General features: G+C 58.5%; 18 protein-coding genes and 1 tRNA gene. 10 read left to right on the top strand and 9 right to left on the bottom strand.

Translation table 11 applies throughout. From position 1 onward, the window contains the following. Genes ACCD07_RS23415 through ACCD07_RS23430 form a run of 4 tightly spaced genes read right to left on the bottom strand, consistent with a single transcriptional unit; the run spans window position 1 to window position 2,738 of the window. The gene (locus ACCD07_RS23415; RefSeq protein ID WP_413448699.1) at window positions 1–807 is read right to left on the bottom strand and encodes a substrate-binding periplasmic protein; all 807 of its coding nucleotides are present in this window, start codon (window positions 805–807) and stop codon (window positions 1–3) included. Then, window positions 804–1,580 (bottom strand): UDP-2,3-diacylglucosamine diphosphatase, encoded by a 777-nt coding sequence (locus tag ACCD07_RS23420; RefSeq protein ID WP_413448700.1) that lies wholly within the window; start codon window positions 1,578–1,580, stop codon window positions 804–806. The genes ACCD07_RS23415 and ACCD07_RS23420 overlap by 4 nt, the downstream gene beginning before the upstream one ends. Beyond that, window positions 1,580–2,074 carry a peptidylprolyl isomerase gene (locus ACCD07_RS23425; protein WP_176653971.1) on the bottom strand — a complete coding sequence of 165 codons (495 nt, stop codon included), beginning with the start codon at window positions 2,072–2,074 and terminating at the stop codon, window positions 1,580–1,582. The genes ACCD07_RS23420 and ACCD07_RS23425 overlap by 1 nt, the downstream gene beginning before the upstream one ends. Window positions 2,075–2,117: 43 nt before the next feature. Beyond that, window positions 2,118–2,738, bottom strand: a complete 621-nt coding sequence (locus ACCD07_RS23430) for a peptidylprolyl isomerase (protein WP_353402504.1) — start codon at window positions 2,736–2,738, stop codon at window positions 2,118–2,120. A 251-nt stretch (window positions 2,739–2,989) separates the two neighbouring features. On the opposite strand from ACCD07_RS23430, the gene cysS reads away from it, so the two are divergent. The 9 genes from cysS (at window position 2,990) to ACCD07_RS23475 (ending at window position 11,405) form a co-directional block, all read left to right on the top strand. Beyond that, complete coding sequence (cysS, locus tag ACCD07_RS23435) at window positions 2,990–4,381, top strand: cysteine--tRNA ligase (protein WP_176653973.1); 1,392 nt, start codon at window positions 2,990–2,992, stop codon at window positions 4,379–4,381. Next, window positions 4,381–5,040 (top strand): DNA-3-methyladenine glycosylase family protein, encoded by a 660-nt coding sequence (locus ACCD07_RS23440; protein WP_176653974.1) that lies wholly within the window; start codon window positions 4,381–4,383, stop codon window positions 5,038–5,040. The genes cysS and ACCD07_RS23440 overlap by 1 nt, the downstream gene beginning before the upstream one ends. A gap of 75 nt (window positions 5,041–5,115) precedes the next feature. Next, a complete protein-coding gene (locus ACCD07_RS23445) occupies window positions 5,116–6,090 on the top strand; it encodes an acetyl-CoA carboxylase carboxyltransferase subunit alpha (RefSeq protein WP_176653975.1) in 975 nt (324 codons plus the stop codon). A 62-nt stretch (window positions 6,091–6,152) separates the two neighbouring features. Next, the gene (gene tilS / locus ACCD07_RS23450) at window positions 6,153–7,559 is read left to right on the top strand and encodes a tRNA lysidine(34) synthetase TilS (protein ID WP_413448701.1); all 1,407 of its coding nucleotides are present in this window, start codon (window positions 6,153–6,155) and stop codon (window positions 7,557–7,559) included. A 143-nt stretch (window positions 7,560–7,702) separates the two neighbouring features. After that, the gene (locus ACCD07_RS23455) at window positions 7,703–8,950 is read left to right on the top strand and encodes an aspartate kinase (protein WP_413448702.1); all 1,248 of its coding nucleotides are present in this window, start codon (window positions 7,703–7,705) and stop codon (window positions 8,948–8,950) included. A 126-nt stretch (window positions 8,951–9,076) separates the two neighbouring features. After that, window positions 9,077–9,169 (top strand) — tRNA-Ser (locus ACCD07_RS23460). A gap of 110 nt (window positions 9,170–9,279) precedes the next feature. After that, entirely contained in the window at window positions 9,280–9,459 is a 180-nt protein-coding gene (locus tag ACCD07_RS23465; protein ID WP_413448703.1) for a hypothetical protein, read from the top strand. Between the two features lie 27 nt (window positions 9,460–9,486). Continuing rightward, a complete protein-coding gene (locus ACCD07_RS23470; RefSeq protein WP_413448704.1) occupies window positions 9,487–9,639 on the top strand; it encodes a transposase in 153 nt (50 codons plus the stop codon). A 935-nt stretch (window positions 9,640–10,574) separates the two neighbouring features. Next, window positions 10,575–11,405, top strand: a complete 831-nt coding sequence (locus ACCD07_RS23475) for a response regulator transcription factor (protein WP_413448705.1) — start codon at window positions 10,575–10,577, stop codon at window positions 11,403–11,405. A 76-nt stretch (window positions 11,406–11,481) separates the two neighbouring features. Here ACCD07_RS23475 and ACCD07_RS23480 read toward each other — a convergent pair whose 3' ends face one another. Then, window positions 11,482–12,453 carry a GlxA family transcriptional regulator gene (locus ACCD07_RS23480; protein ID WP_413448706.1) on the bottom strand — a complete coding sequence of 324 codons (972 nt, stop codon included), beginning with the start codon at window positions 12,451–12,453 and terminating at the stop codon, window positions 11,482–11,484. Window positions 12,454–12,550: 97 nt separating this feature from the next. On the opposite strand from ACCD07_RS23480, the gene ACCD07_RS23485 reads away from it, so the two are divergent. Next, a complete protein-coding gene (locus ACCD07_RS23485; protein WP_353397453.1) occupies window positions 12,551–13,192 on the top strand; it encodes an HD domain-containing protein in 642 nt (213 codons plus the stop codon). Window positions 13,193–13,449: 257 nt separating this feature from the next. Here ACCD07_RS23485 and ACCD07_RS23490 read toward each other — a convergent pair whose 3' ends face one another. From ACCD07_RS23490 to ACCD07_RS23505, 4 genes are all read right to left on the bottom strand, one after another. Continuing rightward, window positions 13,450–14,883 carry an amidase family protein gene (locus ACCD07_RS23490; protein ID WP_413448707.1) on the bottom strand — a complete coding sequence of 478 codons (1,434 nt, stop codon included), beginning with the start codon at window positions 14,881–14,883 and terminating at the stop codon, window positions 13,450–13,452. 128 nt (window positions 14,884–15,011) lie between these two features. Beyond that, window positions 15,012–17,441, bottom strand: coding sequence for an efflux RND transporter permease subunit (locus ACCD07_RS23495; protein ID WP_413448708.1), 2,430 nt, complete (start codon window positions 17,439–17,441; stop codon window positions 15,012–15,014). Further along, window positions 17,438–18,571, bottom strand: a complete 1,134-nt coding sequence (locus tag ACCD07_RS23500; RefSeq protein WP_413448709.1) for a WD40/YVTN/BNR-like repeat-containing protein — start codon at window positions 18,569–18,571, stop codon at window positions 17,438–17,440. The genes ACCD07_RS23495 and ACCD07_RS23500 overlap by 4 nt, the downstream gene beginning before the upstream one ends. A gap of 45 nt (window positions 18,572–18,616) precedes the next feature. Then, window positions 18,617–19,969 carry a DUF1329 domain-containing protein gene (locus ACCD07_RS23505; RefSeq protein WP_413448710.1) on the bottom strand — a complete coding sequence of 451 codons (1,353 nt, stop codon included), beginning with the start codon at window positions 19,967–19,969 and terminating at the stop codon, window positions 18,617–18,619. Window positions 19,970–19,986 lie beyond the last annotated feature (17 nt).

Consider the following 19,986-nt stretch of genomic DNA (forward strand, 5'->3'; position numbering starts at 1 on the left):
TTACTTCGGCTTGACCGAATGGCCGGGATTGTTGATGCCGCCGGTCGCGGCGATGGCCTGGTTCAGCTTGGCCATGGTTTCCGCCGGCACGTCCTTGCTGCAGGCGATGTGGCGGCGCATGCCGGGCGGCATGTCCGGGAAATCATGGCGCACCGACGCTTGCACCGCCTTTTCCTTGTTGCGGAAAAATTCCCAGTCCTCGCGGTCGACGAACATGTAGGAAGCGCGGCCGGCGCTCAGCATGCGCATCATCAGCGTGGTTTCCACGGTACGGCTCATGATCTGGTTCTTGCTGCCCTTGATCATCTGGTCCAGCACCGGCCCGTAGGAAACGCCATCCACCTTGCCCAGCGACAGCGTGGGATCGGCCAGCAGCGAGGCCAGTGTCGGATGCGCCTTGACGCGGTCGACCGCTTTCGGCGAAATCAGCACCGTGTGCGGCAAGTCTTCGTGGATCGGCGAGGTGAACTGCGCCACCGCCTCGCGTTCGGGCAGGCGGTACCAGCTGATCGAGCAGTAGTTGGTGGCGCCGTGGGTGAAGTTGGCCCAGATGCGCTTCTGCGGTTCGTTGACGAAACGCGCCTTAAGCCCGGCGACGTCGAAAATCTCGTGCACGCGCTTCAGCAGGAAGCCCTTGGGCTGGCCGTTTTCGACGTAATGGTAGGGCGGCTTGTCGCGCCAGGCGACCGTCAGTTCCTGGGGCGCGCCCCAAGCCGCGCCGCTTGACAGTACTGCGGCGGCAACTATGCCTCGGTGTAAATGGGTGCCCATGTGGCCGATTATAGGCAGCGCGGCAAACGATGTCACGCTGTTATGATGTGGCCGCCGAGATCGTGGCGCGTGATGGCGCCGCGGCCGTCGATGGCGATCCAGCCGCCGCGCGGCGGCGTGGCGTCCGGCTCCCAGTCCGGCAGCACGTAGCGGCGCTTGCCGTCGACCGTGTGCAGGGCGGGGCGGTGCGTGTGGCCGTGGATCATGACGTCGGTGCCGGTTTGCGCGTACACGTCGCTGATCGCCTGCGGCGTCACGTCCATGATCTCGTAGGATTTGCTGCCCTGGTCCTTGCGGCTGTTCTCGCGCATGCCGGCGATGATCGCCTTGCGCTGCGCCAGCGGCATCGCGGTGAACTGCTGCTGCCAGCCGGGTTGCCGCACCATCGCGCGGAACTCCATGTACTTGACGTCCTCGGTGCACTGGGCGTCGCCGTGCAGCAGCGCCAGGCGCTGGCCGCCGATCTCGGCCACGTGGATTTCCGGCAGCAGGGTCAGGCCCGCCGCCGCGGCGAACTGCTGGCCGACCAGGAAATCGCGGTTGCCGGCGATCCAGTAGACGGACACGCCCGCATCGCTGACGCGGCGCAGCGCGGCAATGACTTGCTGGTGAAACGGATCGCTGAGATCGTCGTCGCCGGCCCAGTATTCAAACAGGTCGCCAAGCAGATACAGCTGTTGCGCGTGCCGCGCATGCTGGTCCAGGAAGTCGTAGAACGCTGCGCTGGTGGCCGGATGCGCGGGCTGCAAATGCAGATCGGAGATGAACAGCGCGCGGACATCGGCCGCGCGCATGCCGGTATTGCCCATTAAGCAGCCAGTTCGATCTTCTCGATGATCACGTCTTCCGCCGGCACGTCGGCGAACATGCCGCTGCGGGTGGTTTTGACTTTCTTGATGGCGTCGACCACGTCGGTGCCTTCGATGACTTTACCGAACACGGCGTAGCCCCAGCCGTCCTGGCCCGGGTAGTCGAGGAAGGAGTTGTTCTTCACGTTGATGAAGAACTGGGCCGATGCCGAGTGCGGCGCCGAGGTGCGGGCCATGGCCAGCGTGTACGGCTCGTTTTTCAGGCCGTTCTTGGCTTCGTTTTCCACCGTGTCGTCGGCAGGCTTCTGCTTCATGCCTGGCTCGAAACCGCCGCCCTGGACCATGAAGCCGTCGATCACGCGGTGGAAGATGGTGTTGGCGTAGTGGCCGGCTTCCATGTATTTCAGGAAGTTGGCTACCGATTTAGGCGCCTTCTCGTCGTTCAGTTCGACGGTCATGTTGCCCATGTTGGTGGTGATGATTACGTTGGTCATATTGTTATCCCGAGTAGTTAAAAGATGCGGCAAGGCCGCTATTTTACATTTTTGGCTGGACTGGCGTCTTCAAAATCGTCGCGGACTTGACCACGACCGGAATCACCGGGATGTTCTGGAAGCTGCCCTTGTCGTCGACCAGCACGCCCTTGATCTTGTCGACCACTTCCTGGCCCTTGACCACCTTGCCGAACACCGTGTAGCCGAAGCCGTCGCGGCCGGGGTAGTTCAGGGCGTCGTTGTCTTCCACGTTGATGAAGAATTGCGAGGTGGCCGAGTTGGGATCGCCGGAGCGCGCCATCGCCAGCGAGTACTTGCTGTTGGTCAGGCCATTCTGCGATTCGATCGGCACCGGCTTGTTGGTTTTCTTCTGCTTGAGCTTTTCGTCGAAGCCGCCGCCCTGGATCATGAAGCCGTCGATCACGCGGTGGAAGATGGTGCCCTTGTAGAAGCCGGCCTTGACGTAGGCGAGGAAATTGTCGACCGACTTGGGCGCCTTGTCGTGGTCCAGCTCGACGACGATGTCGCCCATCGTGGTCTTGATCTCGACTTGCGGCGTGGCGGCGGGCGCGGCCGGCGCCGCGGCCAGCACGGCGCCGGACAGGGCGACGCCGGCGAACATGGTCATCAGTTTGGCGAACAGCGATGGCTGGGTTTGTTGCATTGTTGCTTCCTCGTTTATAAGTGTTGATCAGTTCGACTTCTCAAAATCCCCGTTCAGATTGGGACTATGCTGTTTTTATCAATGCTATACTTGTTCATTCTACCCCTTAGAGGGTGGAAAGAAATACTACCGAGTGTCAGCCGGACCCCACGTGATACGAGTCTAAGCCAGGTGCGCCCCAACAATGCCGCGCCCGGTTCTTGTATTGCCCGGGACGGGGCACCCGCTTATAAAAAACACGCAAGAGTCCGATGAGCAATTTAAAGATTTACAACACGCTGGCGCGTGACAAGCAGACATTCGTACCGATCGAAGCCGGCAAAGTCCGCATGTACGTCTGCGGCATGACCATCTACGACTACTGCCACATCGGCCACGCCCGCATGATGATGGCGTTCGACGTCATGTACCGCTGGCTGATGGCCTCCGGCTACCAGGTCACCTACGCCCGCAACATCACCGACATCGACGACAAGATCATCAAGCGCGCGGTGGAAAACGGCGAGACCATCTCGCAGCTGACCACCCGCTTCACCAGGTATATGGACGAGGACACCGGCGCGCTGGGCATCCTGCCGGCCACGCTGGTGCCGCGCGCCACCGAATACGTGCCGCAGATGCTGGCGCTGATCGAGACGCTGGAGTCCAAGGAACTGGCCTACCAGGGCGAGGACGGCGACGTCAACTACGCGGTGCGCAACTTCCCCAACTATGGCAAGCTGTCGGGCAAGTCGCTGGACGACCTGCGCGCCGGCGAGCGCGTCGACGTCAACACCGGCAAGCGCGATCCGCTGGACTTCGTGCTGTGGAAGGCGTCCAAGGAATCGGAGCCGGACGAGGTGAAGTGGGATTCCAAGTGGGGCAAGGGCCGTCCGGGCTGGCACATCGAGTGCTCCGCGATGTGCTCGGCGCTGCTGGGCGAACACTTCGACATCCACGGCGGCGGCGCGGACCTGCAGTTCCCTCACCACGAAAACGAGATCGCGCAGTCCGAAGGCGCGTTCGGCCATACGATGGTCAACTACTGGGTGCACAACGGCTTCGTGCGCGTCGATAACGAAAAGATGTCCAAATCGCTGGGCAACTTCTTCACCATCCGCGACGTGCTGAAGAAATACGATGCCGAGGTGATCCGCTTCTTCATCATGCGCGCCCACTACCGCAGCCCGCTGAACTACTCGGACACGCACCTGGACGACGCCCGCGTCGCGCTGACCCGCCTGTACACCGCACTGGACGGTGTGGAGGGCGACGGCGCCGCGCTGGACTGGAAAGAAGCCCACGCGGTGCGCTTTGCCGAGGCGATGGACGACGACTTCAACACGCCGGTCGCGCTGGCCGTGCTGTTCGACCTGGTGAGCGAGCTGAACAAATCGAAAGCGCCGGCCGTGGCGCGCCAGCTCAAGGGCCTGGCCGATGTCATCGGCCTGCTGGGGCGCACGCCGCAGCAATTCCTGCAGGCCGCCGTCGGCGAGGCCGATGCCGCCGGCGACGCCGCCATCGCGCAGCAGATCGCCAGGCGCATCGAAGCCAAGAAGGCGCGCAACTTCGCCGAATCGGACAAGATCCGCGCCGACCTGCTGGCGGCCGGCGTGATCCTCGAAGACAAGCCTGACGGCACCACGAACTGGCGCCGCGCATAATGGTCACCGCCAAGGATAACGAGGGCGCAGGCGGCCCGCTATCGGCCGTTCCGCCGTACTGGGAAGAGGCCAAGATCGAGCTCATGAAGCGGGACCGCATCATGAAAAAACTGATCCCGCAATTTGGCGACCTGCACCTGGTCGGCCATGACGACCCGTTTACCACCTTGGCGCGTTCCATCGTCGGCCAGCAGGTGACCACCAAGGTGGCCGACGCCGCCTGGAAGAAGCTGCTGCTGGTCAGCCCGAAATGCACGCCGGCCCAGATCATCAAGGCCGGCGCCGAGCAATTGGCGGCCTGCGGCCTGTCCAAGCGCAAGACCGAGTACATCCTCGACCTGGCCGACCACTTCAAGAACAAGCGCGTCCACACCAGCCAGTGGGACCAGATGGATGACGAAGCCGTCATCGCCGAGCTGGTGCAGATCCGCGGCATCGGCCGCTGGACAGCCGAGATGTTTTTGATATTTAATCTGTTGCGTCCCAATGTACTGCCGCTTGACGACCCCGGCCTGATCCAGGGCATCAGCCAGAATTATTTTTCCGGCGAACCGGTCTCCCGCAGCGATGCGCGCGAGGTTTCGGCCAACTGGGAGCCCTGGCGCACGGTGGCGACATGGTACTTATGGCGTAGCCTGGACCCGGTTGCTGTAGAATAGATGCTCTAATCGCTGTGCGAGGCATTTTTGTGTCCGCATTTTGTCCGCTCGGCTGAGAATAAACACGGAGGTACAATGACCAAAACGACTTTCCTCAATTTTGAGCAACCCATTGCTGAACTCGACGGCAAAATCGAAGAACTGCGTTTCGTCCAGGACGATTCGGCTGTCGACATCTCTGAGGAGATCGACCGCCTGGCCAAGAAGAGCCAGCAGCTGACCAAGGACATCTACGCCAAGCTGACCCCCTGGCAGGTCGCGCAGATCGCGCGCCACCCGCAGCGTCCATACACGATGGACTATGTGAACGAAATCTTCACCGACTTCCACGAACTGCACGGCGACCGCACCTACGCGGACGACCTGTCGGTGGTCGGTGGCCTGGCCCGCTTCAACGGCCAGGCTTGCATGGTGATCGGCCACCAAAAGGGCCGCGACACCAAGGAACGCGCGATGCGCAACTTCGGCATGCCGAAGCCTGAGGGCTATCGCAAGGCCATGCGCCTGATGAAGCTGGCCGAGAAGTTCGGCATTCCGGTGTTCACCTTTGTCGACACGCCGGGCGCGTTCCCGGGCATCGACGCGGAAGAGCGCGGCCAGTCGGAAGCGATCGGCCACAATCTGTACGTGATGGCGGAACTGAAAGTGCCGCTGATCGCCACCATCATCGGCGAAGGCGGCTCCGGCGGCGCGCTGGCGATCGCCGTCGGCGACGCGGTGCTGATGCTGCAATACTCGACCTATTCGGTGATCTCGCCGGAAGGCTGCGCATCGATCCTGTGGAAGACTTCCGAGCGCGCCGCCGACGCGGCCGAAGCGCTGGGCCTGACCGCGCACCGCCTGAAGGCCATGGGCCTGATCGACAAGATCGTCACCGAGCCGCTGGGCGGCGCCCACCGCGATCCGAAACAGATGGCCACGCTGCTGAAGCGGGCGCTGGCCGATTCGCTGCGCCAGTTCCACGGCATGAAGACCAAGGACTTGCTGGAAGCCCGTCACGAGAAGCTGATGAGCTACGGTAAGTTCAAAGAAACCACGCCGCAGGAGTAATCCCGCCGCGCGTGTACACCGACCGGGGGCGCTTGCCCCCGGTTTGCATTTTGGAGCAGCAATTGAAGAAGCAACAGATTCCGACCTTGTCCTCGACCTTTGAGCAGGCCGTCGCCGCGGCGTTGTCGCCGGGCGCAACCGCGCCGCGCATGGCCGTGGCCCTCAGCGGCGGCCTCGATTCGTCGGCGCTGCTGCACCTGGCGCATGCCTACGCGCAAGCGCATGGCGTGGCCCTGTACGCCTTCCACATCCACCACGGCATCAGCCCGAACGCCGACGCCTGGCTGGCGCACTGCGAGCAGGCCTGCGCCGCGCTGGGCGTCACCTTCGAAGCGCGCCGCGTCCAGCTGGCGGACAAGCAAAAGTCCGGCACCGAGGCGGCCGCCCGCAAGGCCCGCTACGCCGCGCTGGGCGCGCTGTGCGCCGAACACGGCGTCAAGCTGCTGCTGACCGCGCACCACCTCGACGACCAGGCTGAAACCGTGCTGCTGCAACTGCTGCGCGGCTCCGGCACGGCCGGCCTGTCCGGCATGGACGCCGCCAACGCCGCGCCCGAGCTGCTGGCCAACCCGGCCCTGGTGATGGCGCGCCCGCTGCTGCCGGTCTCGCGCAAGCAGCTCGACGCCTACGTCGCCGGGCACGGCATCAGCCACATCCACGACGAATCCAACGACGACTCTCGCTTCGCCCGCAACGCGCTGCGCCACAAGGTGATGCCGGTGCTGGCCGACGCCTTTCCCGGCTTCCAGGAACGCTTCGCCCGCAGCGCCCAGCACGCCCAGTCCGCCCAGCGCCTGCTGACCGAGCTGGCCCGGCAGGACCTGGCCCTGTGCCTGGACGGCGACTGTCTCGACATCGGCAAGCTGCGCACGCTCAGCACGGACCGCAGCGCCAACCTGCTGCGCTACTGGTTCGGCACCCGCAACCTGCGCATGCCGAGCGCGGCCTGGCTGGCCGAGATGCAGGTCCAGCTGCTGGAGGCGCGCTACGACGCCCAGCTGCTGGTCACGCACCCGGACTGCCACGTCCGCCGCCACCGCGACCGCCTGCACCTGACGCCGAAGCTGGAAGACCTGGAAGGCACGCGCGAAGACGAGTTCGACAAATCCCCCGGCACCTCGTTCCAGTGGAACGGCGAGGCCGAGATGGCGTTCCCGGCCTACGGCGGCGTGCTGCACTTCGACCCGGCCGGCGAGGGCGAGGACGGCCTGGATCCCGACTGGCTGCGCGCCCAGCAGTTGATGATCGAGTTCCGCAAGGGCGGCGAGCGGCTCAAGCCCGCGTACAACCGCCCGACACGCGGACTCAAGTATCATTACCAGGCGCTGGACATCCCCGCCTGGGAGCGCGGCCGGCTGCCGGTGGTCAGCACGCCGAAGCAACTGCTGTTCGCCGCCGGCATCGGCATGGACTGCACGCAGCTGGCCGGCGGGGCGGGGCGCATGCGTCTGCGTTGGCAAGCGGTATAGACAATTGGGCCGATTTGCCGAATTTTGTATGTAGATATGTCTATACGGTATGACTTTATGAGCTTTTTGACTTGTTATTTTGCAGTGCGGCATGTAGAGTTAAGGGTTCCATTTACCTTTATTTGAGCGGAAAACTCACTGTTATGGCTTTAATCGTGCACAAATACGGCGGTACGTCGATGGGTTCGACGGACCGTATCAAGAACGTGGCGCTGCGTGTCGCCAAGTGGCATGACGCCGGGCACCGCATCGTCGTCGTCCCCTCGGCAATGTCCGGCGAAACCAATCGCCTGATCGCCCTGGCCAAGGAAATTCAAGCCCAGCCGGACCCGCGCGAGCTGGACATGATCGCCTCGACCGGCGAGCAAGTGTCCGTCGGCCTGCTGTCGATGGCGCTGCTGGCCATCGGCAAGAAGGCGGTTTCCTACGCCGGCTGGCAAGTCGCGATTAAAACCGATTCCGCGTTCACCAAAGCCCGTATCCAGTCGATCGACAACGAAAAAGTCAACCGCGACCTCGACGACGGCAAGATCGTCATCATCACCGGCTTCCAGGGCGTGGACGAGGGCGGCAACATCTCGACCCTCGGCCGCGGCGGCTCGGACACCTCCGCCGTGGCGATCGCCGCCGCGATGAAGGCCGACGAATGCCTGATTTTCACCGACGTAGACGGCGTGTACACGACCGATCCGCGCGTTGTTTCCGAAGCGCGCCGGCTCAAGGCGATCACGTTCGAGGAAATGCTGGAACTGGCGTCGCTGGGCTCGAAAGTGCTGCAGACCCGTTCGGTGGAATTCGCCGGCAACTACCGCGTGCCGACCCGCGTACTGTCGTCGCTGACCGACCCTATGCTGGACCTGGAAGAAGAAGCCAACTCGGGCACCCTGATTTCGTTTGAGGAAGATACACACATGGAACAAGCAGTCATCTCCGGTATCGCGTTTAACCGCGATGAGGCCAAAATCACCGTGCTTGGCGTGCCCGACCGTCCAGGCGTGGCGTACCACATCCTCGGCCCGGTGGCCGACGCCAACATCGAAGTCGACATGATCATACAGAATCAGTCGGTCGACGGTAAGACGGACTTCACCTTCACCGTATCGCGCAACGACTACCAGCGCGCGATCGACGTGCTGAACGGCACCAAGGCCGAACTGGGCGCCGCAAGCGTCACCGGCGACGCCAAGGTGTCGAAGATCTCGGTGGTCGGCGTGGGCATGCGTTCGCACGTGGGCGTGGCCTCGCAGATGTTCCGCACCTTGTCGGAAGAGGGCATCAACATCATGATGATCTCCACCTCGGAGATCAAGATTTCGGTGCTGATCGATGAAAAATACATGGAACTGGCCGTGCGCGCGCTGCACAAGGCGTTCGAGCTGGAAAAAGCCTGAACCCGGGCATAATTTTTTCGAAAAAAATCGTCGGCTAGCCTTGACCAATGTGGTCACGGTCTATACTATGACGGTCGTCTGCTCTAGCGCAGTTTGGCAGAAAAGACATAGTTGAGCGATCGACTAGGAGACGTGGCCGAGTGGCCGAAGGCACATCCCTGCTAAGGATGCATACGGCTTATACCTGTATCGTGGGTTCGAATCCCACCGTCTCCGCCAGAATCAGACAAAAAGCCCTTGATTTTCAAGGGCTTTTTGTTTTTCTGGACAGGTCCTCCGATTTCTGCCCACAAGCCTGCCCACAAACATGCTGCTGCTTCGAGTCCTCGTTGCGGCAACACGCATCGGCAGGCGGATTTACACTGGTACTAACCCAGGCGCGCACCGTGTGCCAGCGGCCGTGGACCCGTCGCGTCGAACTGCCGGCCGCCAAAGGCAATAGCGTCAGCCTGACCTGCATCGTGGCACGCGAATACGACGCCCCGCTTGGCCTGAAATCGATTGAGTGACGGCTGCTGACCAGTCGCGCCGCCGGCATGGCGGCGACCGTCGCCGAACTGATCGACTGGTATCGCTCCCGGTGGGGAGTCGAGATCCAATTTGACGTGATCAAGAATTCCTGCCGGGTCGAACGCTCCAACTGGGCGCCATCGAGCGCATTGGACCGCGCCTTGGCACGTATCTCTTGATGGTGTGGGGCGCCGCCCTATTTGGTGCGGCTTGGACGAGCCTGTGCGGTTGTGTGATAAAACACCGCTCCATCACAAAGACGGTGCTCAAAAACGATTAAGCAACGTAACTATTTGATTTTAAATAGGATTGTTACCTTGAGGTGCCTTTGTGAACGCGTCAGCATGAGGTTGTTCAAACAATCGGAGTGATGATGACAGCAAGTGCTTCTTCGGCTAAAAGCGCTCGACGACTGCCTACAAGCGTTCCGAATAGGGCCTGTGAAGAGGCTGCAGTTGCGCATTTGGTACAAGCCAAGATTGGTCTGTAACTCTCGGTGGGGGCCACCAGCGGCGTCCTCGATTGCTAGCCTTGACGTGGCTGATGTCGAACGGTTGTGGCATTTTGAATGTTCCCCTCGGCTGTGTTATCTGGATGGGAATTTGCGCTTCTTCGCTCTAGAAGTCGGTGCGCTCTTCGAGTATTTGCCCTCCTTCTGCGGGTTATCGCGTCCCATTTTTTTTGCTTCTCGGAAATCATTAGTTTTCCATATGGAAATTCTGACGGCGTCGTGGAAAGCTCAAAATATCCAACAATAAAATACTGTCAATACGAGTGAGTAAATTGCTAAACATTCGTAATTAACGAATCACTTGCATATAGGTGAATCTTTGCATACTATCGTTATGAGAGGCACAGCGGCACGTTGGTCGGTCGAGCTGAAGGACTGGTGAATTTGCTTTCGGTGCGATGCAGATGAGGTGTCGTGCATGTGGCCTCCTAATGGAGATGGCAGTTGGGCAACATAGCAGGCTGGGGCGGGTGTCTTGCTCTCGATGATCTGGTGAAGTGTCTGATCTTCGGTGTGGCACGTGTTTGCATCACCCCTAGGCGCTCTTTGCTCGGTCTGGTCCATCTTCATAACGTGAATAAATTATGTTGTGGGAGATGAGCTATGCAGCCGGACGAACTTATTCAAATTCAGAGCCAACTACGGTATCGGTTGCTCGAAGATTCGCGAACTCGCGTCAGCGGCGGTGCACGTGACCTGGCTGCACATCTTCTTTTGTATTTAGATGACGGGTTGTATTGCTGGAACCTGACAGTCTCTTGGCTGCGCGACGTGCTTGATGCCGACCGAGTAGATGGTGGATTTTTCACACAAGGCGATCAGGCGTTCATTCCGCTGGCGGAGTCGCTACATCCAACGCGCGAAGTCCCTTCTTCTGTCGGCCTCAAAGTTGATACTGGAGATTTTGGCGTTCGCTGCGTGAGGTCGTCGAACGTAACGGTGTCGTTTGCCGATGTCGAATCAGAGAACCGTGTTCAGTTCGCTTTGCGGCAGCACTTGCGGGCACTGGGAACTCGCTCCAGGTTGGCGGTTGCGCTGCGCGATGGAGAGGAGTCTGTCGGTCTGATTTGCGCCGATTGGATGGAAGCTGATAAAGCGACTGAACCTGGGCGCCGCGAACGGCTTGACGAAATCGCTCGGTCCGTCCTTGGTCCAGTGTTTGCCGCACTGCGCAGGGCGTCAAAGATATCGCCCCCGGTAGGGGGAGTTAAAACGGCTGTGCTCGATGTAGGTCCTGGGCTTGCATTGCTTACGCCCGCAGAGCGCAAAGTGGCCCAGCTCGCAGTTGAAGGATTGAGCTACAAGGAAATCGCCAGGAAGTTAAACCGATCTACGTTCACCGTTGATCATCAGTTGCGGAGCATTCGGGAAAAGCTGGGCGTTTGCTCAACTTCGAAAGCGATTCACATTCTGACTGAGGAACTGGTCGCATAGCGAGGAGGGCAGTCATCCCTGATGAACGTAGGCTTGTGAACTGCCTGATCAACCGCTATGCCACTCTGGAAGCAGATTATGGTGCGAAGCCTCGAGCATAGTCCCTGGGGCTCACGCCAAAGCGTCGTGCAAATGCCTTTCTGAGCACATCGAGGCTCTGATAGCCGCATTGGCGCATGATTTCTTCCATGGAGTTGGTGCCAAGTTCGAGCGCGCGACAGACGGCTTCGAGTCGAACGTCTTCGACATATTTTGCGGGCGTGGTTTGGAGGTCGCGCCGGAACATCCGTATGAGAGTTCTGCTACTTGTCGACACTCGGTCGGCCAGCATGTCGACTGTGAGTTCCATGTATAAATGATCGCAGATCCAGACGCATAGGTCATTGAGGCTGGAGTGGGGAGCATGTTGCGATAAAAGAGTGGTGCTGAACTGAGCCTGTCCACCTGGCCGCCGCAGGAACAGGACCATTTTTTTTGCGACCTCCAATGCGATGTCATCCCCTAGGTCATCGCCTACCAATTTGAGGGCAAGATCGATACCGGCTGATACGCCAGCAGATGTGTAGACGTGGTCGTCCTTTACCCAAATCGGGCTGGGGTCCACCTGCACGTCGGGAAAACGATCCGCCAATTGCTGTGCCATGCTCCAATGCGTGGTGGCTTTGCGACCATCCAGCAGCCCCGCCTCGGCGAGAGCAAACGCTCCGACACAGATCGAGCATACACGCCGTATTTTTTTGGAGTGAGATCGTATCCATTCAATGGTTGGCCGCTCAAATCGGTCAACTGCATTAAAGCCTGTCGCTACGAGCAGTGTGTCTATAGGCTTGCTTGAACGGCGTTCCTGCTCCAATGTCCTGTGCGCCCTTAGACCGATGCCAGTGTCGCTGTCCAGCGTAGCGTCTGGCGACGCACCGACTAGTTCAAGCGAGTAGGGCGCAGCTTGTGGTTCGAACTGACGGTTAGCGTAGGTAAACACTTCGGCGGGGCCGATGACGTCGAGTGCATCGACTGGAGGAAGGCCCAGAATTACGATTCGTTTTTTCATGGGGTATTATGGCGTAAAACATCTGAAAACTGTCATTTCGGACAGTCGCTAACTGCCTAAAATGAAGACCGTTATAAGTCAACTTTTGGAGAATATCTTGAACGCACCTGTAATCATTGGGGGCATTAGCGCGCCAGACTCGGAACTTACACGGAAAGCCGCTGGCCTTGTCAAAAAAGTTCACACAAAAACCTTGGTGAATCACTTGCACCGCTCGTGGTGGTTTGGCGAATTCATGGGGCGTGCACGTGGGCTGAAATACGACCGCGAGTTACTCTACCTCTCCGCGCTTCTGCACGACCTGGGCTTTACGAAAGAATATAGTGCGGATCAGCGTTTCGAAGTTGATGGCGCCAACGCGGCCAGCCGCTTTTTGGTGGAGAACGGTTACTCCCAAGAAAAAGCCAATTTAGTCTGGGATGCGATCGCGCTGCATTCGAGCATCGGGATTGTGGAGTATAGGCAGCCGGAAGTAGTGCTGACGTCAGCCGGCGCTGTCGCCGACGCATTTGGACTGCGTCTGCAGGAAATCACGCCGGAGCTTGTGGACGACGTGATCCAGCTCTATCCACGAATCGGTATGAAGGAAGCATTTACCCAAGCCTTGGCCGAGGTTGCACGTAAGAAGCCGCACCTGTGCATGGGGACCGGCTTGGCAGACATCGGGCGCCGGCACGTGCACGGCTTCGAGTGCGGAAATCTCTGTGACGCCATCGCCCACGCTCCTTTCGAAAGCTGAAAATCGCGCGATGCTGGCTTGAATGCGGTATCGCGAACTGTTGAACGAGGTTGCCAGACACTGCCTGGCGACCTCGTTTTTCATTTACGACGAGCTTGCCGCCTTTACTGCCTCTCTCTTAAGGGTGAGCGCTGGCATACCGGATCTAGAGACATTGGCGGCTGGTCTTCGACCGAGGGTACAGCGTGCCTCGGACCAAGGCGCCGTGGATTCTGAACACTCTTGCCACATCGTTTTCCAGCTTCAATACCGATTCATCACGCCCCGAAACCTCCTTTATTGCGAATCATTTGGTCGATGTCAGCGGCAAGGCTCAACAACGACGAGTCGCTGGCAAATGGTCCTTCACACATGACCCCAACCGGAAGGTTCGCGTCCGGGAAGGTAGCGGGCATCGATAGCGACGGAATTCCGGCAATTGACGCAGGGCTCGTTTGGCTAATGATGTTCGAAAACAAAGCTGCACTCGCTTCGGTGGGCATGTTATGCGGCACATCACTGGCCAGCGGCGGGACGCACAAAGTAGTAGGACGCATAAGACAATCGAAGCGCTTCCGGCGGAACAGATCCTCGTACCAAGAGATAATCTCCTCTCGTTGGTTCATCGCGACGAAGTAATCGCGGTCAGAAAACATCTCGTGGCTGCACATGAACTCGAATACATTCCGCACATCGGCACTCGCAACTTCAGATGCGAGCTCCGCAATGGACATGCCTAATTTGTCCTGACAAAAGGCTGACCACCAAGCCCGTGCCTCATGCAATGCGATGACAGACCGTGCCGATTGGTCGAGTTCTGAAAGACGGGAGATATCGATTTCTTCGAACGTCACTCCCGAGTCGCGCAGCCCATCCAACACACCTATCATCGCCATGCGCACGTGCTCGTCTGCACTTTCCAAATGCGCTGCGCTCGGCACTGCAATTCGCGAGTGAGGGAGACGCCAGGTGGTCCGAACGATCTTCTGGGTAAGTACATCATCCATTAAGCACAGGTCATAGATGCTGCGTGCCATGGTTCCTATTGTATCCAATGTCCTGGAAATTTCTATGCGGCCGTCTTTTGGGTAGCGATTGAGACTCGGCCGGAACCCGTAAATCCCGCAAAATGCGGCAGGTATCCGAGCTGAGCCGCCAGTATCGGTAGCCAGGCCTAAAGGCACAGCCGTCGCGACGGCAGCGGCCGTGCCGCTACTCGAACCACCTGCGATGCGATTCATATCATGCGGGTTTTTAACGGTCCCATATTTGGGATTCACACCTGTGATTCCGAACGCAAGTTCGTGTAGGTTTGCTTTGCCGATAGGAATCGCACCGGCCTCAATCATCAATTCAACGACCGTTGCGGTCCGAGCTGGCTTGAAGTTACGCAGCAGTGAAGAACCAGCGGTTGTAGGCATCGTTGACGTCATGATGCTGTCTTTGATGACAAAAGGAACACCCGCTAGCGGTAGATTTCTACGCCCACGCGCAATCTCCGAGTCAACGCGTTGAGCCGCCGCCATAGCGACGTCGGGATCGATATGAACCATTGCATTCAAGGAGCTATACTTTTCCAACCGACCTAGCGCCTCTGTCACTGCTTCCACGGCAGTTTTCCGCCCTGCGAGAACAGCACTCGCCAGCTGGCCTGCAGTCTCAACCTTCCCCGCAGATTGTAGGGTCTCAGCCTTTTCTAATGTACCTGACATCAAAACTCCTTTACTGTGCCAACATCCTTGGAATGCACCACCTCAAGCTGTCGTCATGTACGATTGGTGACGTCTAGAGTGGCGCGGCACGCGGCGCGTTTGATTCACTTTGCGTGCCGTATCTTCGATTACTGAAGATATGTCGAAGCCTGATTGCGTTGAACTACGGGCTCCTTCCTTCTAGCTGGTGACAAGAGGAAGTGACATAGTGCTGGCAATAGGATCAATGCTCCAAGCATGTTCCAAACGAACATAAATGCCAGCAATATGCCCATGTCGGCCTGGAACTTAATTGGAGAGAATGTCCACGTGGCGACCGCAACGCCAAGTGTGATGCCGGTCAAAACGACGACCTTCCCGGTGAATAGCAATGCTTGGTAATAAGCGTCAGACAGGCTTGCGCCTTGGCGAAGGCGTGAGAGTGTGACGGTAAGAACATACAGCGCATAGTCCACCCCGATACCGACACCCAACGCGATCACTGGCAGCGTCGCAACCTTAACACCGATGTCCAGGTAAACCATCAGCGCTTCGCACAAGGCCGAAGTAAGCATCAACGGAAGTACCGCGCAGATAACTGCCTTCCACGAACGGAAGGTGATGAAGGCCAGAGCAATCACTGCACCATAAACCAGCAGCAGCATTTCCACGTTGGCGCGTTTCACTACGATGTTGGTGGCAGCTTCAATGCCGGCATTGCCTGCAGCGGAAAGGAACTTGATTTCTGTCCCTTTTCGGTCCTTGACAAAGTTCTCGAAGACCTGAACCACGTCATTGAGCGTGTCTGCTTTGTGATCTTTGAGCGATACGTAGAGAGTCAGCAGGTTGCAGTTCTGGTTGAACAGTTCGCGCGGAGCTCGCGTAACAATGGCGTTAAGAAGGTCTTGAGAGCGAGGAATTTCGTACCATTTCAGGTTGCCCTCATTCAGACCTGCCGAGGCCTGGCGAGCCAAAGTCGCCAACGAATTGGTTGCCTCGACACCAGGAAGCAGGCGAAGCTGAGATTCCAGGTCATCGACGTCCAGCAATGTGCCATACAGGCCGCATGCGAATTCGGGCGTCTTGATCATCACCACATAGGTATCGCTGCTGGCGGCATAGTTTGCCACCATAAAAGCGTTATCCTGGTTGTAGCGTGATTCAGCGCGTAGTTCCGGCGCACCTGCACCCGTGTCGCCGATCTTGAGTTTGAGGCTCACAAGTGATGCGGCCACCCCCAGTGCCACAGCTGCAACCAGGGCAATAGTAGCGGGGCGACGGCGCGTGAACAGATCGAGGAACGCCCAGAATTTGTGCTTGCTGTGTTCGGCGTCGCCGTCGTCATTGGCCAGGAGGCTGCGGCGAGCTCCCTGTTCGCTGACTCCGGTGTATGAAAGAAGAATAGGAAGAAGCACCAGATTCGTAAAAATCAACACGCCAACGCCAATGCTGGCCGTGATGGCCAGATCTTGAATCACGCGAATATCAATGACCATGAGAACGGCGAAACCGACCACGTCGGCCAGCAGTGCGGTCAGGCCTGCAAGGAAAAGCCGGCGGAAGGTATATCGTGCCGCAACTAGCTTATGGGTGCCCCGCGCGATGTCCTGCATGATCCCGTTCATCTTCTGAGCACCATGGCTCATGCCAATTGCGAAGACAAGGAATGGAACCAGCACGGAGTAGGGGTCAAGCTCGAAGCCGAGAGTAGGCAACAGCCCGAGTAGCCACACGACCGCAACTAACGAGCACAACACTACGAGCAGCGTGCTGCGTCCGCATCGGGTATACCAGTACAGTACACCGGTGCAAAATGCGGCGGCAATGAGGAAGAATATCAGAACCTGGCGCAAGCCATCCATCAGGTCGCCAACTACCTTGCCAAAGCCGACGATATGGATACGAACTCCATTCTTCTCATACTTGGTTCGAATCTCTTCCAGTTTGTTCGAGAGCTTGCGGTAGTCAATGCGCTCGCCGGTGTCGGCTACCTTATCCTGCAGCGGCACCAGCACGATGCTGGATTTTAAATTTCCTGCGACGAGCTGGCCAATCTCACCCGAGCGTTCGACGTTAATGCGTACCTGGGCTACCGACTCAGGCGAGCCGCTATAGTCGTCAGGAATTACGGGACCGCCGTCCAGGCCTTCTTCGGTTACACCTGTCCATCGGACTGCAGGCGTCCAAAGAGACTTCATGTAGGGACGGTCAACACCCGGATACAGGAACATCTCGTCGGTAATTTTCTTGACGATATCGAGATATGCCGCATCGTAGATAGTGCCTTTCGGGTTCTCCACGGAGATGCGCAGCGTGTTGCCCAGACCGGACAGCTGGGACTTGTTGGCAAGATAGTTCGCGACGTAGGGATGGCTCGTGGGGATCATCTTCTCGAACGCTGCATTGAGTGTTACCCCGAATGCTTTGTAGCCGAGTACGATGGTCAGCAGAGCGCAGACTGCTACAACCCAAAAGCGATTATTAAAGAGAACTCGTTCGCCCAGTGAACCAGAGTTTCGGTCAAATTTGTTAATGTCGCGGATGACCGGATGTTCCGCGAGGGTGTTGTCGTGATTCATCGCTTTGACTCTGAGGTTAAGGTAGATGCGTCGATGCGCGTCATGCCACGTGCACCAGCTAGAACGATAGCGCCATCGGCCGCAATTGCGACGCTGCTGATGTACGATGGATTGGGGATAGATAGGGCCTGGAACGTTTTCCCCGAGTCATGACTCTTGAGGATACGGCCAGTCTCGTCAGCGAGTACCACGTCGCCATTTCCGAGACGCGCTCCGGCAGTAACTGTCAAGGGAGCTCCGACTTCGACCTTACCCCATCGGTCGCCAGTGCCATCAAGTCTATAGACGTTGCCGCGCAGTCCGTAGACCAGCAACTGCTGGTCCGCCGTGCTCACTAAGCCGAAATATGTGCCGGCGTATGGTGTTTTTACAGCACTGAATTTGGTACCATCGGTGCTCGCGAGTAGCGTTCCTTGTTCGCCAGTGATGTAGAATTTTCCTGCCACGGCCTGAATACTATAGAGATGGCGCAGCTGGCGGTTCTCCACATTCGGGATGATGGATTGCCAGTGTTTTCCACCGTCCTCGGTGGTGAACGCAATGCCATAGGCGCCGACTACCCACCCACGATTGGCGTCCGCAAAATAGACTCCCAGGAATGGCTTATCTGGACCGTCTTGCACGAGTTGCTCGGCATTGCGGCGCTGGAAATCGTCGCCACTCTCCTTCACCAAGTCGGCGTTGATTTTCGCAGCTAGCTTGCCGTCCAGCTGCTTCTCCCAAGTTTCGCCGCCGTCGTGGCTGGCGAGGACGATGCCGCTATGCCCAACGGCCCACCCGTTCTTGGCGTCGACGAAAAAGACATTGGTCAGTGTTGCTCGGACGGGCACGGGAACCTGACGCCAAGTCTTTCCGTTGTCGTCCGACAGCAGCACGTTACCGCCGTTGCCGACGGAGACCAAGCGCTGGTCGGCACGTGCTACGGCAAGCAACACCGAGCGCGACGCACGCGAAGACATAAGAGCGGGGCGCTCGAGCACATCTTTCGGTTGAGACCATGCAAGTGGACTGATCCCCGCTGTCGACGCCGCGACTAGCAGCGAAAGCGCTAACGGCCCAGTAAGGGTTGACTTTAAATACTTCATTCTGAGACTCGCATTGTGATTGGTTATGGTTGAAATCAGCAGCAAGCGCTGCGCTCAGCGACGAGATGTTCGGCGCCTAAGAAAGAGGCTTTAGCGCGCGCCATCGCCGGCAATCGCATCTCCGGTAAAGTAGCTATCCGGCCGCTTACTAACCACCTTGTAGTACTCCTCGTTGAGCATTTGAACTCCACTCATGGTGCCGGCCTGGAGATTGAAGACGGCCACTGGCAAGGTCACGACGGCGGGAATCGCAGGTTCGACAAATGGCGTCGTCATGGACGTCCGCCAGAGCTTGCCTTCGGCATCAAAGCCGTCCAGCAACGTCAAGATATAGGTATCTTCATCAAAGTAGAACGTGCGCTTTGGCACCGCGTGACGCTTGCCGGAGGCGATAGTTGCTTCTACTTCCCAGACCCGATGCAGTTCCCAGCGCAGCTTGTCCGGATTCAGGTGGTTCCTGGAGACGGCCTCATCTACTTTCGCACCGAGAAAGCCGTTGGTGTTATAGGGGATATACATCTCCTTTTTGCCCACCAATTTCCAGGTATAGCGCTCTGGATGGCCCAAGAACCCTTTGACCTCGTCAAAGTAATTGGAGCCGGATGCCACGAAGTCGGGGGTATCGAAACCGACGGTTGGCGCGCGTCGGACACGGCGCTGGCCGACCAGGTATTGCCATGCGTTGCGCGAATCTTTGGGGGTAACGCTGTCGCGAATGACGAGAGATTCCCCGACCTTGAATGGCGGAGCCGTGGTTATGAAGCGAACGAATACGTATTCGCCATTCCATTTGGCGGCGGAGCCGTCCTTGAAGTTGTATGGGAACTGATAGGTCTCATCATTTCGCGTCGCGAGGGTGTGCGAGCCATCGGAGTTCACCACGATGTTCTTGAATCCAAGATCGACAGATTCAGCCTCTACGCGCAACAGGTAGTTCCAAATCAGTTCCGAACCGTCTTTCGGGATAGGGAACGGAATGCCACCGTAGCAACCTTCTACGGAGAGTCCACCATCTTTCAATTTACATTGTGTCGCGTTTTTGAAAGTGTTCTCATACGTCCACGATGGTGCTGCGGCAGTGCGGTGCGTTGGATACACGTCAATGCGGAAGGTATCCGGATACTTCTTCATCAGCGCCTTTACACCTTCACTGAGCTTGTCCGCGTACTGCGCCATGTTCTTCGCACTGATTTGCGCGATAGGCTTTTCGTTGGAGAACAATTCTACCGGCACATCGCCTAGCTTTTTGCCAGGTACAGGCTTCGTCCAGCCGCCGTCCCAGGCCGGGATCGAACCGTCCTTGTTGCCGGCCTTCTCGCCGCCCAGAGGGGTCAGGCTGCTCTTGAGCTTGGCCGCTTCATCGGTAGTTACTGCTGCGGTAGCGACATTGCCGCCCGCGAGTGCACCAGCCAGGATCGCCAGCGGGATGTATTTTGTTTTCATGCGGTGCTCCTAAAGTA

It is taken from the genome of Duganella sp. Dugasp56, assembly GCF_047304105.1.
Classification (GTDB): domain Bacteria; phylum Pseudomonadota; class Gammaproteobacteria; order Burkholderiales; family Burkholderiaceae_D; genus Rugamonas; species Rugamonas hordei.

Excerpts from the sequence above, each read along its gene's own strand:
- ACCD07_RS23470 (WP_413448704.1), top strand. The coding sequence starts at position 9,487 with ATGGCGGCGACCGTCGCCGAACTGATCGACTGGTATCGCTCCCGGTGG.
- ACCD07_RS23495 (WP_413448708.1), bottom strand. The coding sequence starts at position 17,441 with ATGAATCACGACAACACCCTCGCGGAACATCCGGTCATCCGCGACATT.
- ACCD07_RS23430 (WP_353402504.1), bottom strand. The coding sequence starts at position 2,738 with ATGCAACAAACCCAGCCATCGCTGTTCGCCAAACTGATGACCATGTTC.
- ACCD07_RS23420 (WP_413448700.1), bottom strand. The coding sequence starts at position 1,580 with ATGGGCAATACCGGCATGCGCGCGGCCGATGTCCGCGCGCTGTTCATC.
- cysS (WP_176653973.1), top strand. The coding sequence starts at position 2,990 with ATGAGCAATTTAAAGATTTACAACACGCTGGCGCGTGACAAGCAGACA.
- ACCD07_RS23480 (WP_413448706.1), bottom strand. The coding sequence starts at position 12,453 with ATGAAAAAACGAATCGTAATTCTGGGCCTTCCTCCAGTCGATGCACTC.
- ACCD07_RS23440 (WP_176653974.1), top strand. The coding sequence starts at position 4,381 with ATGGTCACCGCCAAGGATAACGAGGGCGCAGGCGGCCCGCTATCGGCC.
- ACCD07_RS23425 (WP_176653971.1), bottom strand. The coding sequence starts at position 2,074 with ATGACCAACGTAATCATCACCACCAACATGGGCAACATGACCGTCGAA.
- ACCD07_RS23505 (WP_413448710.1), bottom strand. The coding sequence starts at position 19,969 with ATGAAAACAAAATACATCCCGCTGGCGATCCTGGCTGGTGCACTCGCG.
- ACCD07_RS23490 (WP_413448707.1), bottom strand. The coding sequence starts at position 14,883 with ATGTCAGGTACATTAGAAAAGGCTGAGACCCTACAATCTGCGGGGAAG.
- ACCD07_RS23445 (WP_176653975.1), top strand. The coding sequence starts at position 5,116 with ATGACCAAAACGACTTTCCTCAATTTTGAGCAACCCATTGCTGAACTC.
- ACCD07_RS23475 (WP_413448705.1), top strand. The coding sequence starts at position 10,575 with ATGCAGCCGGACGAACTTATTCAAATTCAGAGCCAACTACGGTATCGG.
- ACCD07_RS23455 (WP_413448702.1), top strand. The coding sequence starts at position 7,703 with ATGGCTTTAATCGTGCACAAATACGGCGGTACGTCGATGGGTTCGACG.